This window comes from Murimonas intestini (assembly GCF_024622195.1).
Taxonomy (GTDB): Bacteria; Bacillota; Clostridia; order Lachnospirales; family Lachnospiraceae; genus Murimonas; species Murimonas intestini.
The window spans coordinates 151,399-167,622 of sequence record NZ_JANKBI010000007.1 but is presented as its reverse complement, the minus strand read 5'-3'; the positions used below and the strand labels follow the sequence as shown (position 1 = coordinate 167,622).

General features: G+C 47.2%; 10 protein-coding genes. 8 read left to right on the top strand and 2 right to left on the bottom strand.

Annotated elements, in window-relative coordinates:
• The first annotated feature begins 41 nt into the window (after nucleotides 1-41).
• The 3 genes from NSB28_RS12490 (at nucleotide 42) to NSB28_RS12480 (ending at nucleotide 6,113) form a co-directional block, all read left to right on the top strand.
• Nucleotides 42-1,013 carry an ABC transporter permease gene (locus NSB28_RS12490; protein WP_109626910.1) on the top strand — a complete coding sequence of 324 codons (972 nt, stop codon included), beginning with the start codon at nucleotides 42-44 and terminating at the stop codon, nucleotides 1,011-1,013.
• Nucleotides 1,014-1,073: 60 nt separating this feature from the next.
• A complete protein-coding gene (locus NSB28_RS12485; protein WP_109626908.1) occupies nucleotides 1,074-3,800 on the top strand; it encodes a family 78 glycoside hydrolase catalytic domain in 2,727 nt (908 codons plus the stop codon).
• Between the two features lie 252 nt (nucleotides 3,801-4,052).
• The gene (locus tag NSB28_RS12480; protein ID WP_257497724.1) at nucleotides 4,053-6,113 is read left to right on the top strand and encodes a glycogen debranching protein; all 2,061 of its coding nucleotides are present in this window, start codon (nucleotides 4,053-4,055) and stop codon (nucleotides 6,111-6,113) included.
• 19 nt (nucleotides 6,114-6,132) lie between these two features.
• Here the strand turns inward: NSB28_RS12480 and NSB28_RS12475 are convergent, their stop codons facing one another.
• Nucleotides 6,133-7,425, bottom strand: coding sequence for a WD40/YVTN/BNR-like repeat-containing protein (locus NSB28_RS12475; protein WP_109626904.1), 1,293 nt, complete (start codon nucleotides 7,423-7,425; stop codon nucleotides 6,133-6,135).
• A gap of 467 nt (nucleotides 7,426-7,892) precedes the next feature.
• Between NSB28_RS12475 and NSB28_RS12470 the strand changes: the two genes are divergently transcribed.
• On the top strand, nucleotides 7,893-8,744 hold the full coding sequence (locus NSB28_RS12470) for a hypothetical protein (protein WP_109626902.1): 852 nt from the start codon (nucleotides 7,893-7,895) through the stop codon (nucleotides 8,742-8,744).
• A gap of 147 nt (nucleotides 8,745-8,891) precedes the next feature.
• Here the strand turns inward: NSB28_RS12470 and NSB28_RS12465 are convergent, their stop codons facing one another.
• Nucleotides 8,892-10,685 (bottom strand): sensor histidine kinase, encoded by a 1,794-nt coding sequence (locus NSB28_RS12465; RefSeq protein ID WP_257497704.1) that lies wholly within the window; start codon nucleotides 10,683-10,685, stop codon nucleotides 8,892-8,894.
• Between the two features lie 269 nt (nucleotides 10,686-10,954).
• Between NSB28_RS12465 and NSB28_RS12460 the strand changes: the two genes are divergently transcribed.
• The 4 genes from NSB28_RS12460 (at nucleotide 10,955) to NSB28_RS12445 (ending at nucleotide 16,221) form a co-directional block, all read left to right on the top strand.
• The gene (locus tag NSB28_RS12460) at nucleotides 10,955-11,761 is read left to right on the top strand and encodes a sugar-binding protein (RefSeq protein WP_257497703.1); all 807 of its coding nucleotides are present in this window, start codon (nucleotides 10,955-10,957) and stop codon (nucleotides 11,759-11,761) included.
• Between the two features lie 69 nt (nucleotides 11,762-11,830).
• The gene (locus tag NSB28_RS12455) at nucleotides 11,831-13,198 is read left to right on the top strand and encodes an ABC transporter substrate-binding protein (RefSeq protein ID WP_109626896.1); all 1,368 of its coding nucleotides are present in this window, start codon (nucleotides 11,831-11,833) and stop codon (nucleotides 13,196-13,198) included.
• Nucleotides 13,191-15,170, top strand: coding sequence for a glycoside hydrolase family 3 protein (locus NSB28_RS12450; RefSeq protein WP_148410276.1), 1,980 nt, complete (start codon nucleotides 13,191-13,193; stop codon nucleotides 15,168-15,170). The genes NSB28_RS12455 and NSB28_RS12450 overlap by 8 nt, the downstream gene beginning before the upstream one ends.
• Nucleotides 15,171-15,189: 19 nt before the next feature.
• Nucleotides 15,190-16,221 (top strand): carbohydrate ABC transporter permease, encoded by a 1,032-nt coding sequence (locus tag NSB28_RS12445; protein WP_109626892.1) that lies wholly within the window; start codon nucleotides 15,190-15,192, stop codon nucleotides 16,219-16,221.
• The last annotated feature ends 3 nt before the right edge of the window (nucleotides 16,222-16,224 follow it).

The window sequence follows — 16,224 nt, the reverse complement described above, 5'->3', positions numbered from 1 at the left end:
CAGGCCCGGGACAGTAATGTCCCGGGCGGAAAGGAAATATTATGAAGAAAAAAGCAATCAGCAGTGTGGGAATATTTGCCCTCCCGGTTTTGTTGTTTTTATTCTTTTCCCTGATATGTGAAGGGTTCGGAATACATACGCTCCAGATTGTCATAAGCCAGAGTATTATCCCGACCATACTGGGACTTGCAATGGCTCTGGTGATGCTTTGCGGTCTCATGGACTTCAGCGCAGGGGCGCGGGTGATCCTGGGTTCTGCAGTCGGCGCGCTGATGGCTCAGTGGTTTGGCCTTGCGGGTTTCCTTATTGGCTGTATTGCAGGCGCGTTTGTGGGCGGGATCATCATTGCATTTTTATACAGGCTCCTTCGTATCCCTTCCATGGTGGTGTCTATGGGCGTGGTACTTGTCATGGAAGTAGTCTCATATAAGCTGGCGGAGATCGGCGGACTGACAGGTGCGGTGAAGATCAGCAATGAGATAGCAGCATTTGGAGAATGGCCAAAAAATCTGATCATTATAATCATTGCTTCTCTTATCTATTATTTTATCCAGTATAAGACAAGTACAGGATGCAGGATCATGGCCTGCGGGAACGACGAAGTGATGCTGAAGAATATGGGTGTGAATACTGGCAAATTAAAGTTTACGGCATTTGCGCTCAGTGGTATTTTCTGTGCCTTTGGCGCGGTAGTACAGAGCTGCTATTCAGGCCAGGTGACAGTAGCTATCGGCATGGTGAGTATGTCCATGGTGTTCAAGCCTATGATGGGTGTACTGATCGGAATGCAGCTGTTAAAGCTGGTGGACAATATGCCGCTGATGATCTTTATAGGGGAGCTTACGATATCCATCATTTTTAACGGATTTATCGCATTAGGGCTGACTGATAATCTGCAGAATATCGTATTGGGAGTATTCCTCCTGGCTGTTCTGGGGATCTCGGGAAATGCAGGCAATATCGCGGAATACAGAAGAAAGAGGGCAGTCCGCAGGGAAGCAGGGACGGTATAATACAGAATCCGCACGCAAGCAGGTGCGGCATCATCCGGATGCCGCAGAGAGGAAGGTAATATGGGATTAATAGTAAATAATTTGAAATGTGACCATCGGAAAAATCCGCTGGGAATAGACAGCAAAAATCCGCTTTTTAGCTGGGAGCTGCAAAGCGATGAGAAAAATGTACTGCAGAGCGCTTATCAGATAACCGTAAAATCAGGCGGGCACATCCTTTGGGATACGGGAAGATGTGAGTGCGGGCGGTCTGCATTTATCAGGTATGAGGGGGAGAATTTAAAGTCCGGGACGGTCTGTGTCTGGGAACTTACAGTTTGGGACAATCATGGTAATATGGCAGCGGCACAGGCGGAATTTGAGACAGCCTTCATGAATAAGGAGGACTGGAAGGCAAAATGGATAGAGCCGGTCCAGACACCCGCCTATCATGAACCGCCTCAGACATCCATGGATATGGGATTTTGCAGTATTGAGGCAAAGGATATAAAAATGCAGCCAGCTCAGATGGTAAGAAAAGAGTTTATACTGGAAAAGCAGGTCAGATCAGCCAGGGCATATGCCACAGCCCATGGAGTCTATTATATGCTGGTCAATGGGCAGAGAGTGTCAGATATTCAATTAGCTCCGGGAAATACTGCATATGGAGATTATCTGGAGTACCAGACTTATGATATTTCTTCCCTTCTTCAGCCAGGCAGCAATGCAGTGGGCATGGTGATCGGAGACGGGTGGTATGTGGGCAAGGTGGGGATTGCAGGACAGAGCTGCCAGTATGGTGATATGCTAGGGGGATTGTTTCAGCTGGAGATCACATATGAGGATGGAAGTAAGGCCGTTGTAGTATCAGATGAAGAGTGTACTGCATCTGCCGGACATATCCAGTATGCTGATATCTATGTGGGAGAGTGCCATGACGCAGGAAAAGAGCAAAAAGACTTTAGCATGCCGGGATTCGGGGCGGATGGCTGGAAGAATGTCACAGCTGCAGAATATGGTTATGAGAATCTGCGGGCACAGTACGGGGACCCGGTAAGGGTCTGCGATGTATTAAAGCCGGTCAAAATATGGACTTCACCAAAAGGCGAGATAATGCTGGATGTGGGACAGGTAGTCTGCGGACATGTGCGTATGCGTGTAAAAGGAGCTGCCGGGACAAAGGTTGTACTGGACCATACAGAAACGATTGACAGAGAAGGAAATTACCAGTGCAACATTATAGGAAAACTGATTCTCCAGCAGGATGTCTATATTTTAAAGGGGGAAGGGGAAGAAGTATTTGAGCCTGAATTCACCTTTCACGGATTCCGGTATATCCGGGTGTCTGGTTATCCGGGCGAAATGACAGAGGATGATTTTGATATTCTTGTAATCAATTCAGATATGGAGAGGACAGGCCGATTTACATGTTCTGACAGCCGCCTGAACCAGCTGGCCCACAATATCTATTGGAGCCAGAGGGGGAATATGCTTTCCATACCCACTGACTGCCCTCAGAGGGAGAAGGCGGGCTGGACAGGAGACGCCCAGATTTTTGCCCCCACTGCCTGCTTTAATATGGATGTCATTGCATTCTTAAAACGCTGGCTGGCCAACATGAGGATAGAGCAGAGGGAGGACGGACAGATCCCCAATATTATTCCATATCTGAAGGCCTATCATCCCAACGGCGTAATGCCTTCAAACACACATTGCTCTGCCGGCTGGGGAGATGCAGCTGTCATTATCCCGTGGAGGCTGTATGAGAATTATGGGGATAAAAGTGTGCTGGAAGAGAATTATGATATGATGAAGAAGTGGGTGGAATATATCCGATTTACAGCAGAAAATGAGCTTCCCGAAGAGCTGGAAAATAAGCTTAAGGAAGGGAAACTGACGGAAGAAGAAAGAGAGCGGCAGAAATACCTGTGGAACACAAACTTCCATTTCGGAGACTGGCTTACTCCAAGTGTGAGCTTTAACTTTGAAACCGGGGATGTGGATATGATACAGAGTGCCTTCAAGACAATGGATATTGTACCCACCATTTTCTACGTATACTCCACAGGACTAATGATAAAAATCGCAGAAGCGCTGGGAAAAAAGGAGGATCAGGCCTACTACCGCACTTTAAATGAGAAGGTCAAAACGGCTTTTACAGAAGAATATGTGGATGAAAACGGATACATCCAGACGAACCTGCAGGGAATCTATGTGCTGGCGCTGCAGATGGGGCTTATACCAGATCAGCTGAAGGGGAATGCTGCATCCAGGCTGGATGAAATGATAAAGGAAAACGGAGGTAAGCTGGATACAGGATTTCTGTCTGTACCCTTTCTTCTGGATGTGCTTTGTGACAATGGATATGAAAAAGCTGCTTACGACCTGTTGTTTCAGGAGGAATGCCCTTCCTGGCTGTATGAGGTGAAGATGGGAGCCACCACAATGTGGGAGGCATGGCAGGCTGTTCTGCCCGATGGGACAAATACTTCAGTTTCCTATAATCACTATGCTTTTGGCTGCGTGGGCGACTGGATGTATAGAAAAATAGGAGGACTGGACAAATTAGAACCTGGCTATAAAAAAATCCTGATCGCACCTGTACCGGACGAAAGAATAGATTCTGCGGAAACGGTATACCAGTCTGTCTATGGAAAAATCGCAGTCAGCTGGAAGAGAAATGGACAGAATATGTGCGTGGAGACTGTTATTCCTGCAAATACTTCCGCCAGGATCAAACTGCCAGGAGGGGAGACTGTGGAGACAGGATCAGGCACTTACAGATATGAATACACAATGCAGATGTAAGTCAAAGCCCCGAACAGTTACTAAATAATAAAATTAAGATGAATACTGGAAATGCCGCTGTCCAAATATCCGGCCGCAAGCCGGAGTTGTGGGAGCGGCATTTAAGCGTGATGCTATTTGTTTTGCATATGATTTCATGATAAGATATATGATATCATGAAAAGCGATAGGGGAAGGAGGATGCAGCAGATGAGGAAGATAAAGCAGATGGACCAGACGCAGCAGCCAGGACAGAAAGGCGAGCTTGTCACAATGGATACGTATGAACAGATGATACCGCTTGACGTGGTGGAGGGATTTCCAGTGCGTCCTGGTATGTATGATGTAAATGGAGCCACTGCACTTAACGGGGCAGTTAATTTTACTGTGCATTCTAAGTATGCCTCTGCCTGTGAACTGCTTTTGTACCGGAGGGAAGAGGAAGAACCTTATGCAGTGCTTAAATTTCCTGAACATTATAAAATCGGAAATGTATATTCTATGATCGTGTTCGGGCTGGATATCACAGAGTTTGAGTATGCTTACCGCCTTGACGGGCCCTGGGATCCCCCAAAGGGGCTTTTATTTGACAAAAATCATACACTTCTGGATATGTATGCCAAAGCAGTGACAGGGCAGAGTGTATGGGGAGAAAAGAAGAGGGCAGATAAGAACTACCATGCCAGAGTAGTAAAAAATAATTTTGACTGGGGAAACACAGTCCAGCCACTGCTGCCGGCAAGTGATCTGATCATATATGAGCTTCATGTGAGAGGCTTTACCAGGCATGAGTCATCCGGGGTGAAGCATCCCGGAACATTTTCGGGGCTGATGGAAAAGATTCCTTATCTGAAGGAGCTTGGAATTACTGCAGTAGAGCTGATGCCTATTTTTGAATTTGATGAGACTATGGGAGAGCGCCATGTGGATGGGAAGCATCTGCTGGATTACTGGGGATATAATACAGTAAGCTTTTTTGCGCCAAATACCAGCTATACGGCTGCAGAAGAATATAACCACGAAGGTACGGAACTGAAGACCCTTATCAGACAGCTCAATGCAAATGGGATAGAGGTGATACTGGATGTAGTATTTAACCATACAGCGGAGGGAAATGAGGAAGGACCGTTTATATCCTTCAAGGGTTTTGACAATAACATTTATTACATGCTTTCGCCTGATGGACATTACTATAATTTCAGCGGCTGCGGCAACACCATGAACTGTAATCATCCTGTAGTCCAGGAAATGATAGTAGAGTGCCTGCGCTATTGGACAACTGCTTACAGGGTGGACGGCTTCAGGTTTGATCTTGCCAGTATCCTGGGCAGAAATGAGGACGGTTCCCCAATGAAGGATCCTCCGCTGCTTCAGCGCCTTGCTTTTGACCCTATTCTTGGAAATGTGAAGCTGATTGCGGAAGCCTGGGATGCAGGCGGCTTGTACCAGGTAGGTAACTTTCCGGCATGGAACAGGTGGGCTGAGTGGAACGGCAGATACAGGGATGACATGAGGAGTTTTCTGAAGGGTGATTACTGGATGGCCCCTGAGGCGGCAAAGAGGATAACTGGTTCGCCGGATCTGTACAGAGAAGGGTATGAGGGCTATAATTCCTCTGTAAATTTTCTGACGTGCCATGACGGTTTTACGCTCTATGACCTCTATGCCTATAGTGAGAAGCATAACCTGGATAATGGATGGAACAATACAGACGGCTCGGACAATAACCTGAGCTGGAACTGCGGCGCGGAGGGGGAGACAGAAAACGGGGAAATCAACAGATTAAGGCTGCGGCTGATGAAAAATGCCTGCGCTGTTCTTATGTGTAGCAGAGGGACCCCTATGTTTTTAGCGGGAGACGAGTTTGGAAATACACAGTATGGAAATAATAATGCCTATTGTCAGGACAATGAAATCTCCTGGCTGGACTGGGGTTTTATAGACAAAAACAGGGAATTATTTGAGTTCTTTAAGAGAATGATCTATTTCCGAAAGGCCCATCCGGCAGTAAGACGTGACCTTGAGCCTGCGAAATGTGGATTCCCGCGGATAAGCGTGCACACGCAGAAACCCTGGAAGAGTGATATCAGCAGTGATACAAAGGTACTTTGTGTGATGTATGCGGGATATGATGGAGAAAAAGGAAAAGATGATATAGTATATTTTGCTGTTAACGTCTACTGGGAGGAGCAGGAGATCGTGCTGCCCGGGCTCTTAGAGGGCTGGGGCTGGCAGCTGTATGCCTGCACAGGGGAGGAGCAGCCGGGCGGCATATGGGAGAATATGCGGATGCAGCCTCGAAGCGCAGCGGTGTGGCAGGCGGTGGAGAGGTAGGGGGAAGCAGGCTTCCCTCTTATCCCGCCTCTGAAGTTTTGTCTTCTATTTCGTTTACAAATGAGAAATGGATGCCGTCCTCAGATTTAAAGAGCGCTTTCAGGAGGGTTCCATTTCTGGCGTAGTCGCCGTCGTCACCCTGTCCCACGACCATATATGTTATCCCTTCCTCCTGATATATGCTTTCCATGCAGTCATATGGATTATAGCCAAGGCTTGCGATAATGTCATTGTCATGGGGAAGGCTGTACATTTCGTATGATTTTCCGGCGTCCTTTGTCATATAATAGCTGTCGGAACTGCCTGCATAGTATCCTGTATTATCATCTGTCCAGCAGACACAGGAAGCATTAGAAAAAAGCGGGTCAGGCAGTGATACGGATTCCCACCCGGTCAGATCAGAAGAACGGAATGACCCATAATAGTCACTGCCCCCTGTCCTGTCAACTGCAAAGGTAACATAGCAGAAATTATCTGTTTTTGACAGAAATGTATTTGCATAATAACCGCCCTCATATATTATGCTTTCCTGCCAGCTTTTTCCTTCATCCGTACTGTAAATAAGCTTTGTTTTACCACCGGAAAAGCCTGCAAAAGCAGTCAGAGAGCTGGTCACAAGGCAGCTACCGTCCGGCAGGTACTCGTTATACGTTCCATTTGGTGTTTTAAGCACCTGTTCATATCCGTCCGGTACCTCAATAAAATTCATGCCGCCGTCATAAGTCACGTACAGAACTCCATCTTTGACAAAAGGAGCTTCCTTTTTGCTTGAATCGTATGAAAAGTGGTCTGTCTGAGGCTTATTTATTTCTTCCTGAAATTCAGGGGACTGTATCTGATATTGGACCGGGCTCAGCACTTCTGTTATTTTCCAGAGTCCGTCTTCTTCCTGCCATTTCAGCACCCACTGTCCTTCATACACATTCCTGCTGTCTGTACTGATCAATTCCAGATTCTGTACGGCTTTTTGGCTCCACCATGATATCCTGGCCCTGTAGTGGACCTCAATATAGCCGTCTTCCAGACTATCCAGATTTATGATCTCCGTGTCCTTCAGGCGGTAAGACGGCGGTACTTTCCAGCCTTCATGTCCATCCGACCATTCTTCAAACCATTTCCTTGTTATACTTTCAATGGTATTATCTGATGCATCCGCCGGAACTTCCGCCCCCATAATTTGAGGCGCCTTATATTGTGACCATACAAACGCTGTACACACGGTGCAGAGAACCATAACAACGGTAATGATAAGAAAGATCTTTATTCCCAGATTCATTTTTTTAGAGGGATGTTTCAGTCTTTTTTCAGTCATTTATTCCTCCGCTTTTTTATAAAGCCAGCTTAAGTGATTAAAAGAGATAAATCTTACAAATGTAATAAAATATATTATACTTTCATTCAGACAGGAAGTCAAATATAAAAAGTAAAAAAGACGTTACAGAGAAATTAAGTAGTTACTGTTCACACGCCACCATTCCGCGAGGTGTTTTCGTGCGTATTTTGCACGAAAATCCCGAGAGTTGCAGCGCCAAAATGCTGTAAACAGCATTTTGTGTGCATCGCGGAGCGTTGTTATAGTTCAGACGGCTGCCGAATGGCAGACGGCTGAACTGTAACATTAAGTATTTTTTGCCTGTTTATTTTACAGGCAGAATTGTGATATACTGCTGTAAATAGAGGATTTTGAGGCGTGCTGCGCACGATAAGGTATAGAGTAGCTATAAAGCATGTTAGAAGTGTATTGGACATGTATTAAAAAGGAAAGGTGAGGGAGAGATTATGAAGAAGAGGAATACAAAATCAGGGGTTTTAGCTGCAGTCGTTTTTTCTGCTGTGTTATCTATGTCATCTGTATTTACAGGATGTCAGGGAGCGGGCTCAAAGGCAGCTGAGAAAGAAACAGTTTCCAGGGAAACAGAGAGTACTGCAGCAAAGATAACCGGAAAAACTGTACTAAAGGAAACTGAAGAATCAGCACAGAAAACTGCCGAAACAAGTGTGCCGGAGACGGCAGAGACTGCAGCTCCCGTCACAGAGCAGCCGGTACCTGAGACATATGTGCCGGAGACGGCAGCGCCTGAACAGACAGAGGCAGTACAGACAGAGGCAGTACAGACAGAAGCAGCACAGACAGAGGCAGTACAGACCGGGCCTGAGACGGCAGAGGAAGTGTATGAAGAGCCGGAGGATCAAATATACAGAATGGAATTAAGCGATTATATGTATGAAGAAGGACTGCAGTCTCTTACAGAGATACTGGAGCTTCAGGAGACAGAGGCCCAGCAGCTGGGGATGTATGCGAAACGTTGTGAAGGGGGCGGAATGTCTGTAGAGTGGAAGCCTGCTACAGAGACTAATCCCAGGGTGCCAATCACAGTTAACTGCGTTGGAAATGACAGTGTTGCCATGCTTGGGATCTACTGCGGACTCTCATATCAGGAGGCGAAAGATATGCTCATGCAGTCTGGCTGGCATATTGTAGGATATGACCTGGAGCACCCGAATGAATTTTATATTGAGATAAGTGATCAGGAATGTGATCTTATCCATCTGACAACGGAAGATGCGGGTGATACAGTCAGTGAATGGATGTGGCTGAACTGGCCCCAGGGTGAGTTTATCACTAACTGATATTAAAAATAGAAACAGCAGGAACGGGATCGGATAGTCAGTCCTGTTCCTGCTGTTTTTATTTCCTCTGGGTGTTTGAATGTTCTTTCATAGGAAACTTCGTTTCCTGTACTGTAAAGGTACTGAACAGTTAAATAACAGATATGATTACAGGGAAACAGGCAATGAAAACGTAATTACAGCACCGTTGTCATTGCGGATGGACATCTGTATGGAACCTTTACTGTAGTAGTACAACCGCAGACAGGTGTTCAGCAGGCCTATGTGCCCGTTGGATTCCTCTGTGGAGACCTTGCCGGCATTTATATCATCTATACGCTGGCGGAGATTCTGAAGTATTTCTTCTGAAAAACCTGTGCCATTATCATGGACTTCCAGAAGCAGGTTTTCTCCCGAAATTTTTCCTGTAATGGTAAGTACACGCAGTACATTTATGCCGTCATAGCCATGAGTCAGTGCATTTTCTACGATGGGCTGCAGTGTCAGCTTGGGTACTTTGATATCCTGCAGGTCATCCGGTACGTCAATCGTGTATTCCAGGTTTTGTTCGTAGCGTGCCTTAGCCAATGTCAGGTAATTGCGGACATTTTCGATTTCATCCTGCATTGTGGCCGTGCGGGAGCGTGTATCCATGGCATAGCGGAGCATAGAGGCAAACTGGTCGCAGATCTCAATGACATCAAAATTTCCGCTCTCCATGGATTTGGCAGATATGATATTGAGCGTATTGTATATAAAATGTGGGTTGATCTGTGCCTGAAGGGCGCTGAGCTGTGCCTGCAGGGCGCCCTCACGCAGCGCCAGCTCACGCAGTGTATTGTCACGCAGGCGGAGCATCATGCTGTTATATGTCTGTTCCAATATGTGGATCTCATAATCGCCGGAGGAAGTAACAACATTCATAAGCGCCTGCGTTGTGGACGGATTTCCCGGCAGTACACTCTCAGCAGGCATCTGGCGGACTTTTTTTGTCAGACGGCGGATGGAGCGTGTCAGACCAAAGGCGATCAGGGTGATAAGTGCGATAGCAGGCAGCATAATTAACAGGGCACGCCGCATGATTGAAGTTCGGAGATCTTTATTTCGCAGAGCAGCATAGTGGCTGTCCTGGATAATATAGAGGTTTAACCCGAGTGACTCTATTCTGGTATGAAGCACTTCCAGCTGTGTATTATTTTCAGGGTCTGTCCATTCCTGCATACTTCCGGTCTGCATATCCATAGGAAGAGGGTATACCTGGCCTGTGCTGGAAAACAGGAGAGAGCCGTCATCAAAGACGGCCTGTACTTCTACCTCATCCACGTTGTCAACAAAATTCATAATGTGGCTTAAAGTGCTTTGTTCATTTAAGATAGAGATATAGCCCAGCATATTTCCACGGTAATAAACCTGCTGAACGATTCCGTATACCAGCATATCCTGGCGGGTACTTAATTCGTCTGACTGGGGAGACAATATGTAATAAGGGATGTCTGTGCCCGCTGGAGGTATCTCACCCAATGAGTTGTAAAGACGGTATAGTTTTTCGGAAGTACTGGAGTGCTCCTGGTCTTTATCAATCAGACTGGTGATGTACAAACCATTTGGGGAAATAAAGCTGACACGGTAAAAACGCTCAACCAGAGGCGACTGATAGAGCTGCTGAAGGGCTGCCATGCGGGCTGCGTTTCCCACTTTCTGATCTTTGCTGTCATCACGCACAAATTGGTTGAGGGCAGCCATGAACGATGTGTTGCCGGTGAGTTCGTTCAATGTGAGAGACATCATGCGGATCTCCTGTTCCAGATCCCTGGAGATGGTAGCGCTCATATTCATGAAGCGTGACTGTGTATAACTCCTGGCGCCGTCCAGCGAGATTTGTGTAGTGTAGGCTGAAAGCATCAGAATCGCAGCTGCCATAATTACGGAAAATAAAAGTGTCATTTTGAGACTCAGCTTCATATCATTCACCATCCTGTCATATCGTGTTTTTTATTATCACATTATAGCACAGCAGCTGTCCGGTGATAAGGGGAGGGAGATATAAATATGGCACTGTGTCTGATATTCCTGCTTGGTGTGCCGGATATTTATGTTTTACGGCGGCATGCTGGATTTATGCAAATAAATGTGTAAAATCTTTTCGTGTTCTCTTTGGCATACTGCGCTATAATAAAAATAACAAAAGGGGAGTAATCAGGCCCTATATAATTAAAGGAGGAGAAATTACTATGAAGAAAAGCATTTCCCTGTTAATGGCGTTAACCTTGGCCCTGGGGGCAGGCAGTACCTCACTCGCGTACTCTGATAAGAATCTGGAAGCACCTAAGGCATCCGATGTAGTCATCGACGGAGATTTAAGCGAATGGGATACGAGTAAGTTTTTACGTATCGATTCTGAGAACCAGATCATTGATCAGATTGAGCACTGGGACGGTGTGGAAGACTGTTCCATGGATATCTACGCTATGTGGGATGAAGAAAATCTCTACATCGCGGCAACTATCTATGACAAAGATCCGTTTGTCTATCGTGAGGGATTTCCGCTGGACGAGCTGGATGCCATTATTTTGTTTTTGAGCACAGACCCGGAGGCGGATCCGGAACGAACAGAGTACAGCGCAACAGACTGGCGTATTGTTCAGAGTACTGACAAGTATGATTTCTTTAACTATGTGGACAGAGACATGATTGCAGATAATCAGGGCTACGAGACACAGGGTGAATATGGCGATGAGCTTGTTTTTGATGATTATGAAGCTGTAGCCGTGGCTGATAAGGAAATTGGCGGTTGGATCCTGGAGAGCAAGATTCCTCTGCATAACCTTTCCAATGATAAGATCGCACAGCTGAAACCTGAAGCAGGTATGACTGTTGGCTTTGATTTTTCTATTCTGGATGTTGACCTGCCCTGCCCTGGAATTCACAGTCTGCGCATGCAGTCATCAGCAGACCTGACAGGCAAGGACCGCAAGCCGGAAATGTATGATGTGGACAATAATCCCAGCCTTTGGGGAAGTATGACATTTACAGAATAAGGGAACTACAAATGTAACTGTGAAGGTACTGAACAGTTATCTGCAAAAAAAATTAGGAGGAGACTGTGAATGAGACTTAGAAAACTCTGCGCTCTGGCGTTGACAGGCATGCTGGCATTGAGCGCTTTCCCTATGAACAGCGTGGAAGCAAAAGGGGAAAAATTAAATGCCGATGATATGGATATCCCGGCGATATTGGAAAATACCGAGGAAGACGGTACGGTCAATGTATACCACTGGTGGACAGCAGGAGGAGAAAAGGACGCAATTGAGAGCGTTGTCCAGGGCTTCTCGGATGCTTACGGTGAGATAAAGGCAAAATCAAATGCGATTCCCGGAGGCGCCGGAGGCGCAATGGTAATGAAGGTTAAGGTTCTGCAGCAGGCAGGAAAGAGCCCGGAGACCTTCCAGGCACATCCCGGACAGGAGATTGAACCATATCTGAATTCAGACTTGCTGCTGAATCTCAATCAGGTGTGGGATTACGCAAACCTCGCTGAGCGGGCGCTGCCGGGACTGGAAGACTTGTGTACGGCTTCAGACGGCAATAAATATATTGTGCCGATCGGTATCCACAAATCAAATGTTATTTTTTACAATATTCATGTGTTTGAGAAATATGGTATTGAAATACCGGATCATGAGAACATAACCTGGGATGAATTCTGGTCTATCTGTGACCAGCTTGCCGCTGCTATGCCGGACGGGGAATATCCGCTGGATCTGGGCGACCGCAAGGGCTGGCCGGCCTGCCAGGTTTTTGAAGATATCATGCTGGGAACAGACCCGCAGATTTATGAAGACTTCATCAACGGAAACTATAATGTAGAAGACGTGACGAATGTACTTTCTACCTATGCAAAAATGATGAATTATGTGGCTCCTGACCATTCCAGCCGTGACTGGTATGAGACTTCAGGACAGGTGGTTGCCGGTACATATGCAATGCAGATTATGGGAGCATGGATGCAGCCGCTGATGACTTCTATGGGCCAGGTTTACGGTGAGGACTATGGCGTCTTTACATTCCCGGGGACGGACGGCTGGTTTGGTATGTGTGTAGACGGCTTTGTAGTCAGCAATGATTCCGCGGATGTTGAGGGCGGTCTGCGCTGGGCTTATAACGTATCTACCAATGAGGTGCAGAAATCATTTTCAGGGCTTAAGGAATCTATATCACCTTACAATGACACTCCTGATGAAACCTACGGTGAACTGACTCTGAAATTTAAGAATGAACTGACGGCAGAAGATACAAAGGTATTCCCAAGCTTTACCCACGGCACGGCACTGCCATGGAGCGCGGCTACAAGCCTGCAGACTCAGATTCAGGAATTTGCGACTTCTTCTGATTACGATGCAGAGTATTTCGCTAATAAAATTGTAAATATACTTAAAGAAGCTGGTGTGAAAGGAGAGTGGAATCTTGTTGACTAATCGTTTAATAAAACGCGGCCTGTCCCTTTTGGGAACAGCCGCTATGACAAGCAGCCTGCTGGCAGGCACAGCCTTCGCTGAAGGTGAGAGCTACGAACAGCCTGTGCTTGACCCTCATGTAAAATCTATTATCGAGGCCGACGGCTACCAATTTATTGACCTGAACGGTAACGGAGAGCTGGACGTGTATGAAGACTGGCGCCAGGATGCCGAAACACGTACAGAGGATCTGGTAAGCCAGATGACAGTCCGTGAAAAAATTGCCCAGATGCAGCATCCTACATATCTGCCCCGCTCGGACGGTAAGGTTCCGTCGTATCTTGAAGAGTGGTGCAATCAGGAAGGCATTGGAATGCTGCTGATCCGTGAGCTGAGCAGCGTGGAATCTGCGGCAACAAATATGAATATGATCCAGGAATATGCAGAAGGCTCCCGGCTGGGAGTGCCGGTACTTGTATCTATGGACTCTGTACACGGCCTGTCCTATGTGTCGGGCGCTACTGTAACAGGCCATAATCTGGCTCTTGCAGCCACACGTGATAAAGAGCTGGTGACAAAGTTGTCTGAGATTTCCCGCGATGAGCATATTGCAATCGGCGTGCGCATGACCCTTTCACCGGAAGCGGATATTGCTTCTGAACCGCGCTGGGGACGTGTAATGGAGACATTCGGCGAGGATCCTGACCTTGTGACTGAGATGGTGACAGCTCAGGTAGTTGCCTTCCAGAATGGTTCTGACGGTCTGAACAGCGGATCGATCGTGGCTTGTATGAAACATTTCCCGGGCGCTGGCCCGCAGATGGACGGAAAAGACACATCCCCGATCATCTCCAGCGAAGAGACACTGAAGACTCATTTAAAACCTTATTATGCCGCTCTGGAGGTTAACGTGGCCTCTATTATGCCGTACTATTCCGTACCGCTGGCATTGGATATGGAAAATTCAGCAATCGGTTCCGCTGCTACTCTGCAGGACCTGCTGAGAGATGAGATGGGATTTGAGGGCATTATCCAGACTGACTGGGGCATGATCTGGGCTATCCAGGAAGCACTGGGCACAATGACAGGAGAAGAAGTTTCTGATGAAGAGGCTATCCTGATTGGTGTTACCCAGAGCCGTGTGGATGGTATCGGCGGCGAATCTATCCGCCTTATTGACCAGATGGAAGAGTTTACAAACGACGGTAAGATTGATGAGGAAATCCTGACAGCCGCTGCAAAACGCATCGTCAAGGCTAAATTTGAGATGGGTGTATTTGAAAATCCTTACTGTGACGTAGATTATGCAGTTTCCTTTGTAGGCAATGAAGAAAGCCAGAAGGTAAACTTAGAAGCAGCCGAAAAGGCTATGACTCTGCTGAAAAATGACGGTATTCTCCCGCTGGATGCTGATGCTGAACAGACTATCCTTGTCTGTGGACCGCGTGCCGGCGATATGGATTCACTTGTAGGCGGCTGGTCTTCCTCACAGGAAGGGCTGACTATTGCAGGTGCGCTGGAAGCTTACGCCGGAGAGAATACGAAAGTTATCTATGAGGCGGAGGATGTAGAAAAGATTACAGAACTCGCTAAGGACGCGGATGTTATCGTGGTGTCAGTGGGTGAACCAAGTTACCAGCATGATCCGCCATGGGGATACGATACCCTGGAGATCGTTGAAAGCCAGCAGGAGATACTTGAAGCTGCAAAGGCCAGCGGAAAACCAATCGTTACAGTGGTTACAGGCGGCCGTCCCTATATTTTAACATGGTGTGATGAAAACACGAATGCGATTCTTGAGGCCTATTATCCGGGAGCCCAGGGCGGTATCGCCATTGCGGAGACTCTGTACGGCCTGAACAATCCAACTGGTAAGACACCAATACAGTTTCCGCGTGACATGGAGTCTGTCAACAGTCAGGAGGGCGATGTTTCCTTCGATCTGGAGAACCCGCTCTATGATTATGGCTGGGGGCTGAGCTACGAAGAGTAAACGATAGGAGGCTCCACCTATGGAACAGATCTTGGAATTTTTTGAGAATTTTAAGTATATGACTTTTTCTGACGGGCGTTTTTGGATAATTTGCGCCGTGCTGGCGGCCGTCATTATATGTTACCAGCTGCTGAAGCGGTTTGCACCAAAGACGGTAGCACCCGTCAGTAAATTCCTTACCCGGCATCCGTTAATCTGGATCTGTATTCCAGCGGCGCTGCTGATCTACTTTGTATATGTCTCTCTCGGCTGGAACCTTTGGGTGTCTGTGTCCGACTGGGAAAACGGCGCACTGGAAGCCAGCTACGGCTGGGGGGGATTCGGCAATTATGCCAAGATGTTTGCCAGTGCTGATTTCTGGCCGTCCCTGAGGAATACACTGCTGCTGTTCAGCCTGATTCCGCTCTGTCTGCTGTTAGGGCTGGGATTGGCCCTGCTGATGGACCAGGGGCTGCGCGGTACATCCGTATTCAGGACACTGATTTTGCTGCCATTTGCCCTTTCATTTGTGGTAACCGGTACTGTATGGGCATACATGTACCGGCCCACAGGCGGGGTTCTGAACTCCTTCTTAAGTATAATCGGGGTAGATGTGGCAGGTGCGATGAAAAACGGTAATCTGATGTGGGCCTCGTCAAATTCGACGATAATGGTCTCCATCATTATTGCGATGGTGTGGCAATTCTCCGGCTATGTGGCTGTTATCTTTCTGGCTGCTATCAAGAATGTGCCCACGAATATCATCAACGCCGCCAAACTGGACGGCGCGTATATGCCCAGTATTTATTTGAAACTTATCATCCCACAGCTTAAAGGTGCGATGGGAAGCTGCATAACTATTCTTGCAATGTATGCACTGCGTTCCTTCGACTTCATCGTCTCACTGGTGGGTTATACCACATCTTCAGCCTGGACGCTGCCTGTCTGGATGTACAACGAGGCATTTCAGAACAACAACTTTGCCTATTCTGCGGCAATCAGCTGTTTCTTACTGGCATTGGTGCTGGTGTTGATTCTGCCGCTGACCTATTGGACGAACAGGAGGAAATAAGAT

What these genes read in the sequence shown, in the direction of transcription:
- NSB28_RS12465 (WP_257497704.1), bottom strand. Translation starts at nt 10,685, where the DNA reads ATGAAGCTGAGTCTCAAAATGACACTTTTATTTTCCGTAATTATGGCA.
- NSB28_RS12470 (WP_109626902.1), top strand. Translation starts at nt 7,893, where the DNA reads ATGAAGAAGAGGAATACAAAATCAGGGGTTTTAGCTGCAGTCGTTTTT.
- NSB28_RS12445 (WP_109626892.1), top strand. Translation starts at nt 15,190, where the DNA reads ATGGAACAGATCTTGGAATTTTTTGAGAATTTTAAGTATATGACTTTT.
- NSB28_RS12485 (WP_109626908.1), top strand. Translation starts at nt 1,074, where the DNA reads ATGGGATTAATAGTAAATAATTTGAAATGTGACCATCGGAAAAATCCG.
- NSB28_RS12475 (WP_109626904.1), bottom strand. Translation starts at nt 7,425, where the DNA reads ATGACTGAAAAAAGACTGAAACATCCCTCTAAAAAAATGAATCTGGGA.
- NSB28_RS12455 (WP_109626896.1), top strand. Translation starts at nt 11,831, where the DNA reads ATGAGACTTAGAAAACTCTGCGCTCTGGCGTTGACAGGCATGCTGGCA.
- NSB28_RS12480 (WP_257497724.1), top strand. Translation starts at nt 4,053, where the DNA reads ATGGATACGTATGAACAGATGATACCGCTTGACGTGGTGGAGGGATTT.
- NSB28_RS12460 (WP_257497703.1), top strand. Translation starts at nt 10,955, where the DNA reads ATGAAGAAAAGCATTTCCCTGTTAATGGCGTTAACCTTGGCCCTGGGG.
- NSB28_RS12490 (WP_109626910.1), top strand. Translation starts at nt 42, where the DNA reads ATGAAGAAAAAAGCAATCAGCAGTGTGGGAATATTTGCCCTCCCGGTT.